The sequence below is a fragment of the Nonomuraea monospora genome, from assembly GCF_039531895.1.
Lineage (GTDB): Bacteria > Actinomycetota > Actinomycetes > Streptosporangiales > Streptosporangiaceae > Nonomuraea > Nonomuraea monospora.
The window spans coordinates 1-15,654 of the sequence record NZ_BAAAQX010000057.1; the positions used below are offsets into that span (position 1 = coordinate 1).

The 15,654-nt window shown below is 71.3% G+C and carries 14 protein-coding genes; 1 reads left to right on the forward strand and 13 read right to left on the reverse strand.

The genetic code is table 11. The features are described 5' to 3' along the window. Positions 1–212 precede the first annotated feature (212 nt). The 11 genes from ABD331_RS56285 to ABD331_RS56335 form a co-directional block, all read right to left on the reverse strand. Complete coding sequence (locus ABD331_RS56285) at positions 213–704, reverse strand: SRPBCC family protein (RefSeq protein WP_344495035.1); 492 nt, start codon at positions 702–704, stop codon at positions 213–215. Between the two features lie 678 nt (positions 705–1,382). Then, entirely contained in the window at positions 1,383–2,216 is an 834-nt protein-coding gene (locus tag ABD331_RS56290; protein ID WP_344495037.1) for a DivIVA domain-containing protein, read from the reverse strand. After that, positions 2,209–3,345, reverse strand: coding sequence for a globin domain-containing protein (locus ABD331_RS56295; RefSeq protein WP_344495039.1), 1,137 nt, complete (start codon positions 3,343–3,345; stop codon positions 2,209–2,211). The genes ABD331_RS56290 and ABD331_RS56295 overlap by 8 nt, the downstream gene beginning before the upstream one ends. A gap of 37 nt (positions 3,346–3,382) precedes the next feature. Further along, positions 3,383–4,573, reverse strand: coding sequence for an ABC transporter permease (locus ABD331_RS56300; protein WP_344495041.1), 1,191 nt, complete (start codon positions 4,571–4,573; stop codon positions 3,383–3,385). Continuing rightward, positions 4,570–5,235: an ABC transporter ATP-binding protein gene (locus ABD331_RS56305; RefSeq protein WP_344495043.1), complete on the reverse strand. Its 666-nt coding sequence runs from the start codon at positions 5,233–5,235 to the stop codon at positions 4,570–4,572. Before ABD331_RS56305 ends, ABD331_RS56300 begins: the two co-directional genes overlap by 4 nt. Further along, positions 5,232–6,332, reverse strand: a complete 1,101-nt coding sequence (locus tag ABD331_RS56310) for an efflux RND transporter periplasmic adaptor subunit (RefSeq protein WP_344495045.1) — start codon at positions 6,330–6,332, stop codon at positions 5,232–5,234. The genes ABD331_RS56305 and ABD331_RS56310 overlap by 4 nt, the downstream gene beginning before the upstream one ends. After that, the gene (locus ABD331_RS56315) at positions 6,329–6,850 is read right to left on the reverse strand and encodes a hypothetical protein (RefSeq protein ID WP_344495047.1); all 522 of its coding nucleotides are present in this window, start codon (positions 6,848–6,850) and stop codon (positions 6,329–6,331) included. Before ABD331_RS56315 ends, ABD331_RS56310 begins: the two co-directional genes overlap by 4 nt. Continuing rightward, entirely contained in the window at positions 6,847–7,620 is a 774-nt protein-coding gene (locus tag ABD331_RS56320; RefSeq protein WP_344495049.1) for an ABC transporter permease, read from the reverse strand. Before ABD331_RS56320 ends, ABD331_RS56315 begins: the two co-directional genes overlap by 4 nt. Before the next feature lie 2 nt (positions 7,621–7,622). Next, positions 7,623–8,510: an ATP-binding cassette domain-containing protein gene (locus tag ABD331_RS56325; protein WP_344495051.1), complete on the reverse strand. Its 888-nt coding sequence runs from the start codon at positions 8,508–8,510 to the stop codon at positions 7,623–7,625. Further along, positions 8,507–10,099, reverse strand: a complete 1,593-nt coding sequence (locus tag ABD331_RS56330; protein WP_344495053.1) for a nucleotide-binding protein — start codon at positions 10,097–10,099, stop codon at positions 8,507–8,509. The genes ABD331_RS56325 and ABD331_RS56330 overlap by 4 nt, the downstream gene beginning before the upstream one ends. A 62-nt stretch (positions 10,100–10,161) precedes the next feature. After that, positions 10,162–10,779 carry a response regulator gene (locus tag ABD331_RS56335; protein WP_344495055.1) on the reverse strand — a complete coding sequence of 206 codons (618 nt, stop codon included), beginning with the start codon at positions 10,777–10,779 and terminating at the stop codon, positions 10,162–10,164. A 282-nt stretch (positions 10,780–11,061) separates the two neighbouring features. On the opposite strand from ABD331_RS56335, the gene ABD331_RS56340 reads away from it, so the two are divergent. Next, positions 11,062–13,806 (forward strand): AfsR/SARP family transcriptional regulator, encoded by a 2,745-nt coding sequence (locus tag ABD331_RS56340; RefSeq protein WP_344495057.1) that lies wholly within the window; start codon positions 11,062–11,064, stop codon positions 13,804–13,806. A 7-nt stretch (positions 13,807–13,813) separates the two neighbouring features. Here ABD331_RS56340 and ABD331_RS56345 read toward each other — a convergent pair whose 3' ends face one another. Then, positions 13,814–14,719, reverse strand: a complete 906-nt coding sequence (locus ABD331_RS56345) for an ABC transporter ATP-binding protein (RefSeq protein WP_344495059.1) — start codon at positions 14,717–14,719, stop codon at positions 13,814–13,816. A 202-nt stretch (positions 14,720–14,921) separates the two neighbouring features. Further along, on the reverse strand, positions 14,922–15,653 hold the full coding sequence (locus ABD331_RS56350) for a hypothetical protein (RefSeq protein WP_344495061.1): 732 nt from the start codon (positions 15,651–15,653) through the stop codon (positions 14,922–14,924). Position 15,654 lies beyond the last annotated feature (1 nt).

The window sequence follows — 15,654 nt, forward strand, 5'->3', positions numbered from 1 at the left end:
GCGCAGGGCCGGCCCGAACCCCGCAAATGGTTGGGCCACCCAAGCTCGATCGCAGGCCCGGCTCAGCAGACCGCGATCGAGACGCAACCGGCCAGGATCGACCTCTTAACACCAGCTACCTAGACGGTGGCGCCGGTCGTGTGTGCCGACCATTCCGGTGACCGCGGCGCCTTCAGCGTCGGGCCGAGAAACGCAGCGAGACCGCGAGCAGGTCAGTCCTTCGCGTCGCGGACGTCCTTCCCCTGCTCGGCGAACGCCTTGAAATCCCGCATGTGCTGGAGCGACTGCTTGCGGAAGGAGCCGGGCATCACAAGCCCCACCATCCGCATCAGCAAGCCGCTGAACCGGTATTCGCTCTCGCTCTCCCAGAGCGTCCTCTCCGGACCGGCTTCGGTCAGCCGGTCGCGCACGGCGTTCCACATGCCCTCGCCGACGATCTCGCGGTCGAAGTGAACGACGCCGCCTTCCGGGATCGCGTGCAGGTCCGCCGGTTCCCGGCGGGTGATGAGTTCGGTGCCTTCGAACTTCTGCTGCCCTATCTGCATCACGACCCGCGACTTGGTGCCGAGCTGCCCGTGCAGCCCGCTCAGCGGCTCGTGCAGCACCAGGCCTCGCAGCCATTTCGGCATGTGGGCGGGGTCGGCGAGCAGTTGGGCCGCCTTTTCCCGCGGCAGGGCGATCTCGATGGAGACGGTGTACTTCATGGCGGAGCACTCCGGGTTCCTGGGTGAACGGGCGCAAAGGCCCGACCTCGCTCTACACAACCATGGCGCAGGTGCACGCGATCCTCGCGCCTGCCTTCTGCCTCCTGAATTTCGGTCCTCGTCTCGCAGGTAGAGGATTGTCCGCGACAGGGTGCGACCTTACCTCCACGGGTAGAGATCGCCTCCCAGGAGTGTCAAAGAGTTGCACCGCGATGGGGCGCGTTCCTGGAAGCCTCCTGGGAGGCTGGTACTACTTGCCGCCGACGATCAGCAAGGCGACGACCAGGCAGATCAGCAGCGGTACGGCGATGCTCGCCCCGAAGGAGGCGAGGATCGAGCACAAGCGGGCGGTCCGGGTTCGGCTTGCTAGGGCGTCTCGGACCGTTCGCCCGATCTCTCCGGCTATGTCGCCTGGAGGTGGATCGGGATCGCTATGGGAGGATGACTTGTCCTCCTCGTCGGCATTTGTCATGAGCAGACGGTCCCATACGCATGGCGTGACCTGCCGTAACGCGATGTGCTGAGGCGTAGGTTTTCACTACTGCGGCGGAAAACCGGCACCCCCGGAGGGACCATCCCATGCCTGGAAGGCGGCGACAAGGACTGGGGTTTCAGCCGCTCCGCCCGCGGCGTGGATCCCGCCAGGAACGGCCCGGCGAGATCCCACCAGCAGGCCTGTCAGTCGGGAAGGTCGGGTGAGCCGGGTGTGGGCGGGGTGCTGATGCCCTCCGCCGTCTCCCACTCGTCAAGGTTCATGAGCAGCAACTCGAAGTAGTCCCGCAGCTTCCCCCGATACTCCTGGTTGGCGGTACGCAACCGGGCAGCCTCCCGCTCCCAGTTCTCCGCCCCCGGAGAACCGGGAGAACCGGGAGCGGCCTGCTCCTTGCTGAGCAGCTCCGCCCTGCGGTAGCGCGCGTCGTCCACGAGCTCTCGCGCGTACCGCTGCGCGTCCTGGATGTACTGGTCGGCGGTCTGCTGGGCCTGGGAGAGGAGTTGGGCGGCGTAGACGTGCGCCTCCTGCATCCGGCTGGCCACCGTCTGCGACTCCACGTGCCCCGGCTGCTCCACCCGCGCCAGCCCGGTTTCCCGCCGCGTGGGCGTGGGGGACGAGGGAGGGGCGGCGGAGGCGGCGGGGGTGTCGGGCTGGGGTGCGGGGATGGCCGAGGAGTCGGAGACGTAGCCGCGCAGCAGTTCGACCTCGGCCGAAAGCGCCTTCTTCTCCTGGGCCAGCCGGCTCAGCTCCTCCTCGACCCGGTCGAGGAGGTTGTTGACCTGGTCCTCGTCGAGGCCGCGGCGGCCGAGCGGGGCGCGGCGGAAGACGACGGCCCGTAGCTGGGCGGGGGTGAGCCGTTCGGCGGGGTGGTGGTGGCCGTTGGAGGAGGCCGCGCGGGGCTCGTCCCACTGCGGCTCCTCCCACGGGGCGCCGGTCGTCTCGCCGGGCTCCGACCATCCCGTGTTGCCGTCCTGCTCCTGCGAATATGTGGCGTGAAACTGTTCCACCGGGTCATTCATGAACGAACCTCTGTGACGGGGTGATCTGGCTGGCGAACCTTTCCAGGCGGATCCGGTTGTCGCTGAACCCGTTTCCGCGCAGGATCTCGACCGTGCTGTCGACCATGGCGGGCGGGCCGCAGACATAAGCGTCGTACGCGTCCCACCGGCCGTATCCGGCGATCACTTCGCTGACCGTGCCCGAGGCCGCCAGCTCCGGCTTGTGAATGTCGGAGAGGGCGGCCCTGACGCTGAGCCAGGAGTACTTCTCGGACCAGGTGCGCAGGATGTCGAAATCGTAGAGCCCGTCCGGTTCGCGGGCTCCGACGAACACCGAGACCCAGGGCGGCACCGGCAGCCGGGTCACGTGTTCGAGGATGGCCTTGATGGGGGCGAAGCCGGTGCCGCCGGCGACCAGGAGGAGGTTGCGGCCGGTGGTGGGGTTGAGGGTCAGGGTGCCGACCGGCGCGCCGAGGCGGACGAGGTCGCCCTCCTGGATCTCGCGCACCAGGGTGGCGCTGACCGCGCCGTCGGCCTTGACGTGGATCTCGATGGTGTTGTCCTGCCGGGGCACGTTGGCCATCGAGTAGTAGCGCCACAGGTTCGGCCACCGCGGGACCTCGATCGGCGCCGACTGTCCGGGCACGTAGGGGAAGGGCGTGTCGACGAGCAGGCGCAGCACGGCGGTGTCGACGGCCCTGCGTTCGTGGCTGATGACCTCGGCCGTCCATCGCGCGGGCCGTTTCATGGCGTCCTGCCTGGCGCCGTCCACCAGCACCGCGGTGAGCGCGGTGAGGAACTCGCGCCATTCGCGTTCGAGGTCGTCGTCCCAGAGGTTGCCCGAGAAGCGGTGCATCGTGTTGACGACGCTGGCGCACCAGTTCGCGTAGTGCTCGGCCTGCACGCCCATCTTGCGGTGGCTGCGGGCGAGCTGGTGCAGGTAGGGCGTGATCTCGTGCAGGGCGCCTGCGTGTTCGACCGCGAACGCCAGTGCCTCCATCAGCCGTTCCCGCTGGTTGCGCATGTTGACGGGGAACAGCTCGCGGTAGCCGGGGACGTTCAGGAAGAGGTCGGAGAACAAGTACAGCGGCACGCTGTCGCCGTACTTGGCGACCAGTTCGAAACTGTCTCTGAGTCGGGTGACGTTCAAGCGAATCCCCCAGTTGACGTTGGTCGGTACGCGCGAGTCATTGGGCCGCCAGCGCCACGGTCGGAGGGACCCGGGCGGCGCGGAGCGCGGGGTAGATTCCGGCCAGCGCGCCGATGACGACGGTCATGCCGAGGCCGCCGCCGAACGCCCACATCGGCACCACCGTCGGCAGCGTGTTGAGCTGCGCGTAGCCGAAGGTCGCCAGCGAGCCGAGCAGCACCCCGGCCCCGCCGCCGAACAACGACAGCAGCAGCGCCTCCACCAGGAACTGGTCGCGGATCTGTCCCCGGGTGGCGCCGAACGACCTGCGCAGGCCGATCTCCCTGCGCCGCTCCAGCACGGCGACCACCATCGTGTTGGCCACGCCGACCCCGCCGACGAGCAGGGCGACCGCGCCGAGCCCGAGCATCAGCCCGGTGAACGCGCCCGCGGCGGCGGCCTTGGCCTTCAGCGCGTCCGACGGCCGGCTGACCTTGGCCTCGTTCGGGCTCTCGGGGCTGACGGTGCGGGCCAGCATGGCGCGGACGCCCTCCACCGCCGCGTCGGTCGAGCGTTCGTACACGGTGGTGGGGTGGCCGTCGTGGTCGAGGTACTCCTTGGCGGCGGGGAACCCCATCAGCGCCGACCGCTCGATCTCCTCGGCCAGCGGCATCTTCTCCAGCACCCCGATGACGGTGAACCACCGGTTGCCGATCCACACCTGGCCGCGCGGGATGACCAGGCCGAGCCGTTCGGCGGCCACCGCGCCGAGCACCACCACGGGCTGGCGTTCGGTGGCGGCGTTCAGCCAGGTGCCGTGGCGCACCTTGCCGTCGAGGGTGGCCAGCAGGTCGAGGTCGGCGGCCTGCACGGTGATGCCCAGGGAGATGCCGTCGGGGATCAGGTCGTTGCGGCGCACGGTCGTGCCGGTGTCGGCGGTCTGGCCGGCGTTGGTGACGCCGTCGAGGCGTTTGACCATGGCGGCGGCGTTCTCCGGCAGCTTGACCGAGTCGCCGAAGAGGCTGTCGCCGGGCGAGACCCTGAGCAGGTTGGTGCCGAGCTCGTCGAGCTGGCGCAGGAGTTTCTCCTGGCTGGAGGCGGAGATGCCGACGACCGTGACCATGGTGGCGATGCCGATCGCGATGCCGAGCGCGGCCAGGATCGCCCTGGCGGGCCTGGCGCGCAGACCGGCCGTGCCGATCCTGGCCAGGTCGGTCGGTCGCAGCCGGGCGGGTCGCAGCGTCGTCATGAGACCTCGGATCTGACCAGCCCGTCGCGGACGCGCACGCGACGCGGGCAGGCGAGCGCCACCTCGGAGTCGTGCGTGATGATCGCGATGCTGATCCCCCGTGCGTTCAACGTCCTGAACAGCGACAACACCTCTGCCCCCGCCTCGGAGTCGAGGTTTCCCGTCGGCTCGTCGGCCAGCAGCAGCGGCGGCCGGCCCGCCACCGCGCGGGCGACCGCCACCCGCTGCATCTGCCCGCCGGACAACTGGTACGGCCGGTGCCCCAGCCGGTGGGACAGCCCCACCAGGTCGAGCGCCGCCGCCGCGCGTTCCCTGCGCTGCCGCCTGGACAGGCCGCTGTAGAGCAGCCCGTCGGCGACGTTGTCGAGCGCGCTCAGCCCCGGCGAGAGGTGGAACTGCTGGAAGACGAAGCCGATGTAGCGGGCGCGCAGCGCGGAGAGCTGGCTGTCGGACAGCCGGCTGACGTCGTGCCCCGCCACCCGTACGGTGCCCGCGGACGGTCGGTCGAGGGTGCCGGCGATCTGCAGGAGCGTGGACTTGCCCGAGCCGGACGGGCCGACGATGGACAACATCTCGCCCCTGCGGATGGTCAGGTCCACGTTGCGCAGGGCGTGCACCCGGCCGTAGCTCTTGCTGACCCCGCGGATCTCCAGGATGTTCATCGGCCCGACACCGTGACCTTCATGCCCTCAGCCAGCCCTTCGGCCTCCACCTCGACCCGGCCGTTGCCGAACGCCCCCGTCTTCACGTGCACCCGCCTGGCCGCCCCGTTCGCGTCCACGACCTCGATGCCGTAGCCGCCCTCGGGGACGGCCAGCAGGGCCTCCACCGGCACGGTGAGCACGTCCTCCGCGCGCTGCCTGGTGAGCTCGACGGTCACCGGCGCCTCGTCGAGCGAGCCCGCCGCCTTCGCCGAGACGGAGATCTCCACCTCGACCGTGGCGCCCTTCTCCTGGTTGTCGGAGCGGTCGGCCACCGTGGCCACCTTCGCCACCTTGCGGATCTTGCCGCTGACGTCCTTGCCGCTGGCCATCTTGACGGTGACCTTCTTGCCCTTCTTGGCGATGTCCTGCTTGTCGGCGTCCAGGTTGATCCGGACCAGCCGGTCGGTGGAGGTGACGTCCAGGATGGGCCGTACGGAGCCGACCTGGTCGCCCACCTCCACGGCGATCTTGCCGACGCGGACCGACTCGGGCAGGAACACGACGTCCGCGGGCGTCACCTCGCCGTCGCGTTCCATCCCGTTCTTCTTCTGCCACCGCTTCACGGCGCGTTCCGTCGCGTCGGTGAAGCGGTTGTCCACGGTCACGCCGCGGGCGTGACCGAGCGCCCGCAGGTTCTGTTCGAGCTGCTTGACGTCAGGGCCGCGCTTCACGCCGTCCTTGAGCGTGCGGTACGCGGGGATCTTGCCGTACATGAGGACGCGGGGCCTGCGGTCCACGCCGTAGAGGCTCTTGCCGCGCTTGATCTCCTTGCCCTCGGCGGGCAGGTTGGTGATCGTCCCGGCCGCGGCGGACTTGATCGTACGGCTGTCGGCGTAGGTGAGCTTGCCGTCCACGCTCTCCTGGTCCACCAGGTCGCCCCGGGTGATCGTCTCGGTGGCGGCGGAGACCGGCCGCGCGGTCGGCGTGGGCTCCGGCTTGGCCCGCGGTCCGGTGCCGAACAGCGCCGCCGAGGCGAACACGCCGCCCGCGGTGACCGCGCTGCCGACGACCGCGGTGCCCAGCGCGGCGACGACGCCCTTGAGCCGCCCGTTCATCCGGTGCCTCCCTGGCCGGGCAGCAGCTTGACGCAGATCTGCGCCGCCTTCTGCAGCTTGGGGTCGTTCGGGTCGAGGCTCTGGTTGACCGCCGGCGGGTCGGGCATGTCGATGCCCTGCTCACGCATGCAGCGGGCGTACTTGATGATCGCGTCCCTGGCCTTCGGGTCGTCGAAGGGGTTGGGGATCTGCGAGGTGTACTCCTCGCAGGCCTTCATCGCCCGCTGCAGGGTGGCCTGGTCCCCCTTGTACTGGTACGTCTTGTCCTCGGGCGAGCCGGGGTCGGGCACGTCGATGCCCTGCTCGCGCAGGCACTGGGCGAGCTTCAGCAGCGCGTCGTCGGGATCGACCGAGGCGGCGGGCCGCGCCTGCTTGGCCGGCCCGGCCTGAGTCTGCTTGGCCGCCTGCGCGGGCGGGGTGCCGGCGATGGCGATCGCGATGGGGTGCTGCTCGTCCCGCGCGGCGCATCCGCCGGCCAGCAGAACGAGCGCGACCACGGCCAGGGTGACCGCTCTCATTTCGTACCTTCCCAGTTGAAGACGCGCCTGGTCACCAGGTTGACCACGAGGGCGGTGGCGACCAGCGCGGCGGCGGCCGGCCAGGTCTCCGACAGCCGCCCCACGTACGCGCCGAAGACGAAGTCGTTGAGCTGGGCCAGCGGGTTGACCGTGGTGACCTGGTAGAACCATGGCGCCACGCCCTCCCAGCCCTCGCGCGGCACGCCCAGCCCGCTGCCGGCGAACAGCAGCACGAAGCAGAGCGGCGCGGCGATCCTGGCGCCGGCGCGGGGCATCCGCAGGCCGCCCAGCAGCAGCCCGGCGCTGACCGAGCAGTAGGTGACCGCCAGCAGCGCAGCCACCAGGCTCAGCGGCTGCCAGGTGCGCGGCGGCCCGTAGAAGGCGAACGTGACGGCCATGAACAGCGCCGTGGACGCCGCCACCAGCACGACGGTCACGACCGCCTGCGCCACGATGTACGCCCCGTCCCGCATGGGGCTGCGCCGCAACCGGCCGAGCAGCCCCGTGTCCCGCATCTCCGCCAGGTGCAGGGTCAGCACCAGGATCCCGGCCGAGGCGGCGACCGTGCCGGCCATCTCGGGCAGCAACCGGTCGATGACCCTGACGCCCGGCATCGCGCCGAACTCCAGCGTCGGGAACGAGAAGCCGATGAACAACATCAGCGCGAGCAGCATCGCGAACGGCAGCGCGAGCACGGCCAGCAACGCGAGCGGCGTGCGCGCCAGCAGCGCCAGTTGCGCGCGGACGAGGGTCCAGACTGTGGCTGCCATGCTCAGGCCTCCAAGGCGGCGGGTTCGGGCACGGCCGACAACGTGAGGTAGGCGTCCCTGAGCGTGGGCCGCCGGATCGACCAGACCCGGTCGCCGCTCATCGGCGCCAGCTCCTGGATGGCCGCCTCCAGCGCGGGGCGGGGGCCGTACAGGTAGGTCGCCGCGGCGCAGGGCAGCACGCGCACCTCGGAGAGGCGGTCCACCCGCAGGTGCGGCGGCACGCTCAGCACGTGGACCGAGCCGAGCAGCCCGACCAGCCGCGAAGGGCTGCCCTCGGCCAGTACGCGGCCGTCGCGCAGCAGGACCACCCGGTCGGCCAGCCGCTCGGCCTGGGCCAGGTCGTCGAGCAGCACGCACACCCCGCCGTAGCCGGACCGCAGCTCGTCGATCACGTGCTCGACCCGGTTCTTGCCGCCCTCCTTGAGCCCGCCGGTCGGGTCGTCGAGCAGCACCAGCTCGGGGTTGCCGACCAAGGCCAGGCCGATCATGACCAGCCTGCGCTGGCCGTCGCTGAGCACGCCGAAGCGCCTGGCCATCAGCGGCTCCAGGTCCAGCAGGTCGATCAGGCGGCCGGACAGGCCGCGGGTGCCGTACAGGCGGGAGAAGAGCCGTACGGCGTCGCCGACCCGCATCCGGTCGGGGAGCCGTTCGCCGCGCAGGGCCGCGCCCATGCCGGCGGGCCGCCGGTCTCCCGTGCCGACCGTCGCGCCGAGCATCTCGATCTGGCCCGCGTCCGGCTCGGCCTCGCCTGCCAGGCACGCCATCAGCGCGCCCGCGCCGTCGCCAGGCGGGCCGACCACGCAGACGACCTCGCCGCGCCCGACGGTGAAGGACACCTCCTCCAGCACAGGCGACAGGGACAGGTCGGTGACGTTGAGCAGGGCCGTCATGACGCCGCCCCGGCGTTGAAGCGGTCGGCGATGGTGGCGGCCACCTCCAGGTACATGTCCCTGGTGGACGTGCGCAGCAGGTCGAGGTCCACCTCGGAGCCCTGCTCCAGGTGCGGGTCGAACGGCACGCCGAGCACCGCGCGGCAGCGCTGGGTGAAGTGCTCCTTCAGCTCGGTGACGTTGACGGCGTTCCTGCGCGGGTTCTTCACCGCCGACAGCACCACGACGGCGCTGACGGCCAGGTCGCCGTGCCCATGGGCCTGCAGCCAGTCGAGGGTGGCGGAGGCCGACCTGGCGCCGTCCACGGTGACCGGGCTGACCAGGACGATCTGGTCGGCCATGTCCAGGATCGCGCTCATCGCCGAGTGCAGCATGCCGGTGCCGCAGTCGGTGATGGCGATGGAGTAGAACTGCTCCAGGATCTGCGCGACCGCGCGGTAGTCGTCGGCGTTGAACGCCTCCGAGATGGCCGGGTCCCGGTCCGAGGCCAGCACCTCCAGCCGGGAGGGGGCCTGGGAGGTGTACGAGCGCACGTCGGCGTAGCGCCAGAGGCCGCCCCGGTCGTTGAGCAGGTGCCGTACGGTGGCCGGCGACTCCATCCTGAGCTTCTCCGACAGCGTGCCGCGGTCGGGGTTGGCGTCGACGGCGATCACCCGGTCGCCCCGGTTGTGGGCGAGTGTCGAGCCCAGGCCGATGGTGGTCGTGGTCTTGCCGACCCCGCCCTTGAGGCTCATCACCGCGACCCGGAAATGGCCGGCGGTGACCGGCTGCCTGATGCGTTCGATGAGTTCCTGGCGGCGGCGTTCCGCCTTGGAGTCGCCGAGGTGGATGAGGCCGCCGCTGATCGTGTGGATGGCCTTGCGCCAGCCTCCGGTGGGCGGGCGGCGTCTGGTGCGCAGCAGCCGTTCCGGGCGCAGGCTCTCCGCGGTCGTCCCCGCCACCGGCGTTCCGAGGTCCGCGCCGCTGCGGGGTGGCGGAAGAAGCGGCGCTTCCCGGCTCGGGGGCGGCGCTTCCTGGCTGCTCGGGGGCGGCGCGTCCTGACCGTTCCAGGACGGTGCTTCCTGGCCGCCCTGGTACGGCGTCTCCTGGCCGCCCTGGTACGGCGTCTCCTGGCCGCTCGGGGGCGGCGGGAAGACGGGGGTCCCTGCGCCGTTCTGCAGCGGCGGGAAGACCGGCGTTTCCGGGCTGGAGGGGGGCGGCGGGAAGACCGGCGCCCCGGGGCCGCGCGGCGGCGGGAAAACCGGCACGTCACGCGCGGCAGGCTCCCAGACCGGTTGCCCGAGCGGGTTGGGCGGCGATTGGAAGGCGTTCAGCCCTGGCGGCGGCTGGATCGGCCCCGGCGGCGGGCCCACGCTGGGCCTGCCCGACCGTTCCGGCGGATCGCCCGCCGCGAGCCGCCCCGCCTGCCGATCGTCGCCCGCGTCAGGCTCCCACCACTGGGGCGGTTCGGGGGGCGGGCGATCCACTCCCCTGGCCATCCCCTGAGGGGGCTTCGGCGGCGGGAAGCGGATGGTGCGCGTGGCGTCCGGATCCACGTTGAGTTCTTCCCCGTTGACTTCCACCGTGACCTCGTCGTCCTCGCCGTGCATGATCCACCCGTTCGCGATCGCTACGTTCGGTCGTCGGAATGCGGCACCACCGGCCCCGGCCGTCACCCGGCCGGGGCGGCTTCCCCCGTCCCGTAAGCCTTGAACTTGACCAGCGCGCTCGCGACTGACCAGCGCGCGGTCGCCCCCAGCGCACGGAACTCGGCCGTCCGCACCGGGCCGGCGCCTCCGGGCGGGCGCGGGAAGCCGCGCTCGCCCCCGGGGCCGGAGTCCCGCGAGGCGGCGGGAAGCCGTGAGAGCGGGTCGTCCCCGGTGGCCATGGAGGCGACGGACAGTTCCGTGTCCAGGTACCGGCCGCCTGCGGCGACCTTGCGGATCGCCGCGGCCAGCTCCTCGGCCGGCGCCTCCTTGCCGAGGAAGCCCCGCACGCCCACGGCCATCGCCCTGCGCAGGTAGTCCGGCCGGCCGATGCTGGTCAGGACCACGATCGCGCAGTGGGCGCCGATCCGCGGCGCGGCGGTCAGGCCGTCCACCCCGGTCAGCTCGGCGTCGAGCACCGCGACGTCCGGCCGGTGCCGGCCGACCGCCTCGGCGATCTCGTTTCCATGGCCGGCCTCCGCGACGACGTCGATGCCCTCCTCCATGGCGAGCAGGGTGACGAGCACTCGCCGGATCTGTTCGTCGGCGGCGAGTAAAACGCTGATCGGCGACGCGGTAGGCATACGACGAGTCTGACTCTGCGACATTTGCCCCGGTAGGAGCCTAAGTCATCGAGAGGATGTGACATCTATCATGCGGCTAATGCCGCAAATAGGGATATTTCACGCATTAGGGGATAAGTAACCGGACACCCCTTGCAAAGGCCCCTCAATTTATGGCAAGCCGAAAGTATGTTGCAAGTCGGATAGGTCACACTCGCGATGGCCACGATCAAGACGCCCACTCAAACCATGACGAGCTGTCTGTACGACTGATCGGAAGCGGCAAGGAGGCAGGTGCAGTTGATGCACTTCGGAATCCTGGGGCAACCGGCCATCTGGCGGCATGACAACGAGATCAGGCTGACCACCCGCAGGTCACGGGCGGTGCTGGCGCACCTGCTGCTGAGCCCCGGCCACTCGGCCTCGGCCGAGAACCTCATGCACGCCATCTACGGCGACAACCCCGCCAAGAGCGCGCGGAACCAGGTCCATCGCGGGGTCGGCGAGCTGCGGCGCTGCGGCGTCACCATCGACGTGCAGGACAACGTCTACCGCCTCGACGCCACCCCTGAGACCATCGACGCCTTCGTGTTCATGCGGATGTACGACCAGGCCGGCAGGCAGACGAGTGAGGGCGAGCACGCCAAGGCCGCCGAGACCCTGGGCGCCGCGCTGGAGCTGTGGCGCGGCCCGGCCCTGTCCGGCCTGGACAGTGAGGCGTTCCTGACGGAGGCGGCGCTCTGGAACGAGCGCCGCCTGGCCGCCGTCGAGGCCCGCGTGGACGCCCTCCTCGTGCTGGGACGCCACCGCGAGCTGATCGCCGAACTCCAGCACCTGACGGACCAGCACCCCTTGAAGGAGCGCTTCCACGCGCAGCTCATGATCGCCCTCTACCGCTCGCACCGGGCCAGCGAGGCGCTGCAGGTCTTCACCGACCTGAAGGAACGGCTGCTCGGCGAGCTGGGCACCGACCCCAGCCCCGCGCTGAGCGACCTGCGGCTGCGCATCCTGCGCCAGGACGTGGTGCTGGACTCCGAAGACCTCGACGCCGACGTGCCGCGCCAGCTTCCCGCCCGGCCTGGCGTGCTGCCCGGCCGCGAGGGCGAGGTGCGGGGGCTCGTCGAGGCGCTGACCGAGCAGCCGGCCAGCCCGCTCGTGGTGATCACCGGCGCGCCCGGCGTCGGCAAGACGGCGCTCGCGCTGGAGGCGGCGCACCGGGTGTCCGGCGGCTTCCCCGACGGGCAGTTATACGCCGACGACCTCGGCGACCCCGCGCAGGTGCTGGCCGGCTTCCTGGTCGCGCTGGGCGTGGCGGCCGAGGAGGTGCCGGACGGCGCGGGGGCGCGTGCCGCGCTGCTGCGCAGCGTCCTGGCCGTGCGCCGGGTGCTCATCGTGCTGGACGGCGTGACGGAGGCCGGGCAGGTGCTGCCGTTCCTGCCCGGCCGCTCCGGCTCTGCCGTGCTCGTGACCAGCGGCTTCCCGCTGGCGCTGCCCCGCGACACCGTCACGGTCGACGTCGCCGCGCTGGACGACCGGGCGGCCAGGGCCTTGCTGGCGACGGGGGCCGGACCGCGCAGGATGCGGGCCGAGCCCGCGGCGGCCGACCAGATCGTACGGCTGTGCGCGGGGCTGCCCGCGGCCCTGAACATCCTGGCGGCCAAACTGGCCGCCAGGCCGCAGCTCAGCCTGCAGCGCCTGGCCGACCGCCTCGCCGAGCCGTCGCGGATCATGGGCGAGCTGCGGCACGGCGGCGAGGGCATCATGTCCACGCTGATGCGCGGCTACCACGAGCTGCCCCCGAAGCCGCGCTCGCTGGTGCGCAGGATCGGCTACCACGGCATCTCGGAGATCACCACCACGACGGCCGCCGCCCTCGCCGACGTCTCTCTCGACACCGCCGAGGTCATGCTGGAAGAGCTGTCCGAAACCCATTTCGTCAAGCCACTTGCAAGCGGCTTCCGCTACCGCTGCCACGAGCTGATCCTCGGCTTCGGCCACGCCCGCGCCAGGGCCGAGGACGACCAGCGCGAGCTGGACGCGGCCGTCGAGCGGGCGTTCGGCGCCTGGCTCGCCCTGACCGACGCCGCCCACGAGTCGATGCGCGGCAAGGACGGCTCCATCCCGCGCGGCACGACGCCCCGCTTCCGCCCCACCGGCGCGCCCGCCTGGACGGGGCAGGGCTCGGCCTGGTTCGAAGCGCACATCGACGCCCACGTGGCCCTGGTGCGACGGGCCGTGTCCAGGCCGGAGACCTGCTGGGAGCTGGCCGTGGCGCCGCTGGCGCTCTTCGAGGGCGGCGCCCGGTTCGACACGTGGCTGGAGTCGCACCAGATCGCGCTGGCCGCCGTCGCCAAGGGGGCGAACGTGCGCGGGCAGGCGGTGCTGACGTACTCGCTGGGTTATCGCGCACTGCTGGTCGGCGACCACATCGGCGCGGCGCGGCAGTTGCGGGAGGCGCTCACGCTCTTCCAGCGGCTGGGCGACGAGCAGGGCAGCGGGCTGACCCTCAACCTGATCGGCGACCTCGACCGGATGCACCGCACGCCGGCCACCGCGCGGGAGACCTACCAGGAGGCGGCCGCGGCGCTGCACCGCAGCGGCGACGCGATCGCCGAGGCCGAGTCGCTGGTCGGGCTGGCGACGGTGTTGCAGAGCACCGGTGACGAGGCGGGTTCGCAGAGCTGCCTGGAGCGGGCGCTCAGCCTGTGCAGGGAGGCGGGCAGCCTGCGCAGCGAGGCCAGGATCCGGCGGGCGGTGGCGATGCACGCGACCAAGGCAGGCACGCCGGAGAAGGCCTGCCCTGAGCTGATCGAGGCGCTGGAGATCGCCATCCACATCGGCGACCGGGTGGTGCAGTCGGACATCCTCCTCGACCTGGGGACGACCCGGATCCTGCTGGGCGACCCCTTGGCCGCCTTCGACGACCTGGCGACCGCCGAGGAGATCGCCAGGGCGGCGGGGATGGAGCGTACGGCCCGCCGCGCGAAGCTGGCCCGCGCCTTCATCAACGGCGGCGGCCTGGGCCTCCACCCCGCCCCTCGGACCTGACCGGGGGTCAGTCCTGCTCGGTGTCGGCCGGGAGGTTCGTGGCGGTGGTGGAGACCATGGGCGGGCCGCCCTCCTCGGTGAGGGCGAACAGCGCGATGCCGGCGTCGCGGGCGACCCTGTCGAGCTGGGCCGGGGCCAGGCCGCTGATCAGCAGCCGCTGCCCGTTGATCTCCAGGACCTGGCCGCCTGCGCCGTTCACGGCGGTGGCGAGCTCCTGAGGCTGGTCGGACAGGACGCTGAGGGTGTGGGGCTGGTACCGGTCGACGAAGGCCGCGGCGGAGCCGCTGCCCACGATCTCGCCCTGCGCGATCACGACCAGGTCGTCCACCAGGTCCTCCAGCTCGGCCAGCAGATGGCTGGCGATGAAGACGGTGCGGCCCTGCCTGCGCAGGTCGCGCAGGACGTCCTTGATCCAGGTGACGCCTTCGGGGTCGAGGCCGTTCATGGGCTCGTCCAGGATGACGATCTCCGGCTCGCCCGCCAGGGCGATGGCCAGCGCGAGGCGCCGCAGCATGCCGGGGGACAGTGAGCCGGAGCGGCGGCCGGCCACGTCGGCGAGGCCGACTTTGGCGAGCAGTTCCGCTGCGTCGGCGGTCGTGCCGGCCAGCCGGGCGGCCCAGCGGACGCTGTCGGCGGCCGACCTGGAGGGGTGGGCGCACTCGCCGTCCAGCACCGCGCCGACCTTGCGGGCGGGGACGGGCCATTCGTGCAGGGGTTTGCCGTCGATGAGCGCGGCGCCGGAGGTGGGGCGGACGAGTTCGAGGAAAAGGCGGAGCGTGGTTGTTTTGCCCGCGCCGCTGGGCCCGAGAAAACCGGTGACGGCGCCGGCCCGCACCGAGAAGCTGACATTCTTCACGGCCTCGATCGAGCCGAATCGTTTCGTGAGGTTCTCCGCCTGCAGAATCGCCCTCATGCGCGACGGAACCCCACTTCCTCTGCGACGGAGGCCGGGACGTCAAGACGCCCGTCAAGCGCCGCAATTCCCCGTAACAGTGCGATTACCAAGACAAAGTTGGTTTTGGGCACATATAAACACCAAGGTCAACATGGTGTCAACACCGGGGAACGGCGAAGGGCCGCGCGACCTCGGGTGAGATCGCGCGGCCCCGTCACGATCAGCCGAGGTCACGGCGCTCGTGAAGGTACAGCGCCAGGCCCGCCGCGATCGCCACGTACAGGGTGAACATGCCGAGCCCGGGCAGCGCGCCCAGGCTGAGGTTGGCCGCGGCGGCGCCGACCGTCTTGAACGGCAGGAACGCCACCACCTCCGCCGGGATCGTGTAGACCAGCACCGCCTCGGCGGCCAGCGCCCAGATCAGCAGCGCGGAGATGGCTCCGGCGGTGTTCCTGAGCAGCAGGCCGACCGCCGCGCCGAGCACGGTCGCCAGCGGCACGGCCACCAGGTGGGTGAGGATGAGCATGAGGCCGTCACCGGCCAGCGGGTCGAACCGGCCGCCCGCGGTGATCAGCCCGCCCACCCAGGCCGCGGCCAGCGCGACGATCGTGACGACCAGCGCGATGGCCGCCGCCGCCGTGAACTTGGCGGCCACGACCCGGTTGCGCCAGGGCGCCATGACCGAGGTGATGCGGAAGGTGCCGCTGCGCATGTCGCCGGTCGCGATCAGCACGCCCAGCACCAGCATCGCGTAGATCACCACCTCCATCGGCAGCGTGATGACCTGCACCGAGGTGCCGAGCCCTGGCACGTTGCCCTGCGCGTCGACCGAGCCGCCCACGATGGCGCCGCCGAGCCCGGCCACCAGGATGGCCGCGACCGCGGTGATCAGGTAGCCGCGCAGGGTACGGAACTTGATGATCTCAGCGGACAACAGATCAGCGAAACCCATG

What these genes read in the sequence shown, in the direction of transcription:
- ABD331_RS56325 (WP_344495051.1), bottom strand. Translation starts at nt 8,510, where the DNA reads ATGACGGCCCTGCTCAACGTCACCGACCTGTCCCTGTCGCCTGTGCTG.
- ABD331_RS56300 (WP_344495041.1), bottom strand. Translation starts at nt 4,573, where the DNA reads ATGACGACGCTGCGACCCGCCCGGCTGCGACCGACCGACCTGGCCAGG.
- ABD331_RS56345 (WP_344495059.1), bottom strand. Translation starts at nt 14,719, where the DNA reads ATGAGGGCGATTCTGCAGGCGGAGAACCTCACGAAACGATTCGGCTCG.
- ABD331_RS56330 (WP_344495053.1), bottom strand. Translation starts at nt 10,099, where the DNA reads ATGCACGGCGAGGACGACGAGGTCACGGTGGAAGTCAACGGGGAAGAA.
- ABD331_RS56315 (WP_344495047.1), bottom strand. Translation starts at nt 6,850, where the DNA reads ATGAGAGCGGTCACCCTGGCCGTGGTCGCGCTCGTTCTGCTGGCCGGC.
- ABD331_RS56310 (WP_344495045.1), bottom strand. Translation starts at nt 6,332, where the DNA reads ATGAACGGGCGGCTCAAGGGCGTCGTCGCCGCGCTGGGCACCGCGGTC.
- ABD331_RS56335 (WP_344495055.1), bottom strand. Translation starts at nt 10,779, where the DNA reads ATGCCTACCGCGTCGCCGATCAGCGTTTTACTCGCCGCCGACGAACAG.
- ABD331_RS56305 (WP_344495043.1), bottom strand. Translation starts at nt 5,235, where the DNA reads ATGAACATCCTGGAGATCCGCGGGGTCAGCAAGAGCTACGGCCGGGTG.
- ABD331_RS56285 (WP_344495035.1), bottom strand. Translation starts at nt 704, where the DNA reads ATGAAGTACACCGTCTCCATCGAGATCGCCCTGCCGCGGGAAAAGGCG.
- ABD331_RS56340 (WP_344495057.1), top strand. Translation starts at nt 11,062, where the DNA reads ATGCACTTCGGAATCCTGGGGCAACCGGCCATCTGGCGGCATGACAAC.
- ABD331_RS56320 (WP_344495049.1), bottom strand. Translation starts at nt 7,620, where the DNA reads ATGGCAGCCACAGTCTGGACCCTCGTCCGCGCGCAACTGGCGCTGCTG.
- ABD331_RS56350 (WP_344495061.1), bottom strand. Translation starts at nt 15,653, where the DNA reads ATGGGTTTCGCTGATCTGTTGTCCGCTGAGATCATCAAGTTCCGTACC.
- ABD331_RS56290 (WP_344495037.1), bottom strand. Translation starts at nt 2,216, where the DNA reads ATGAATGACCCGGTGGAACAGTTTCACGCCACATATTCGCAGGAGCAG.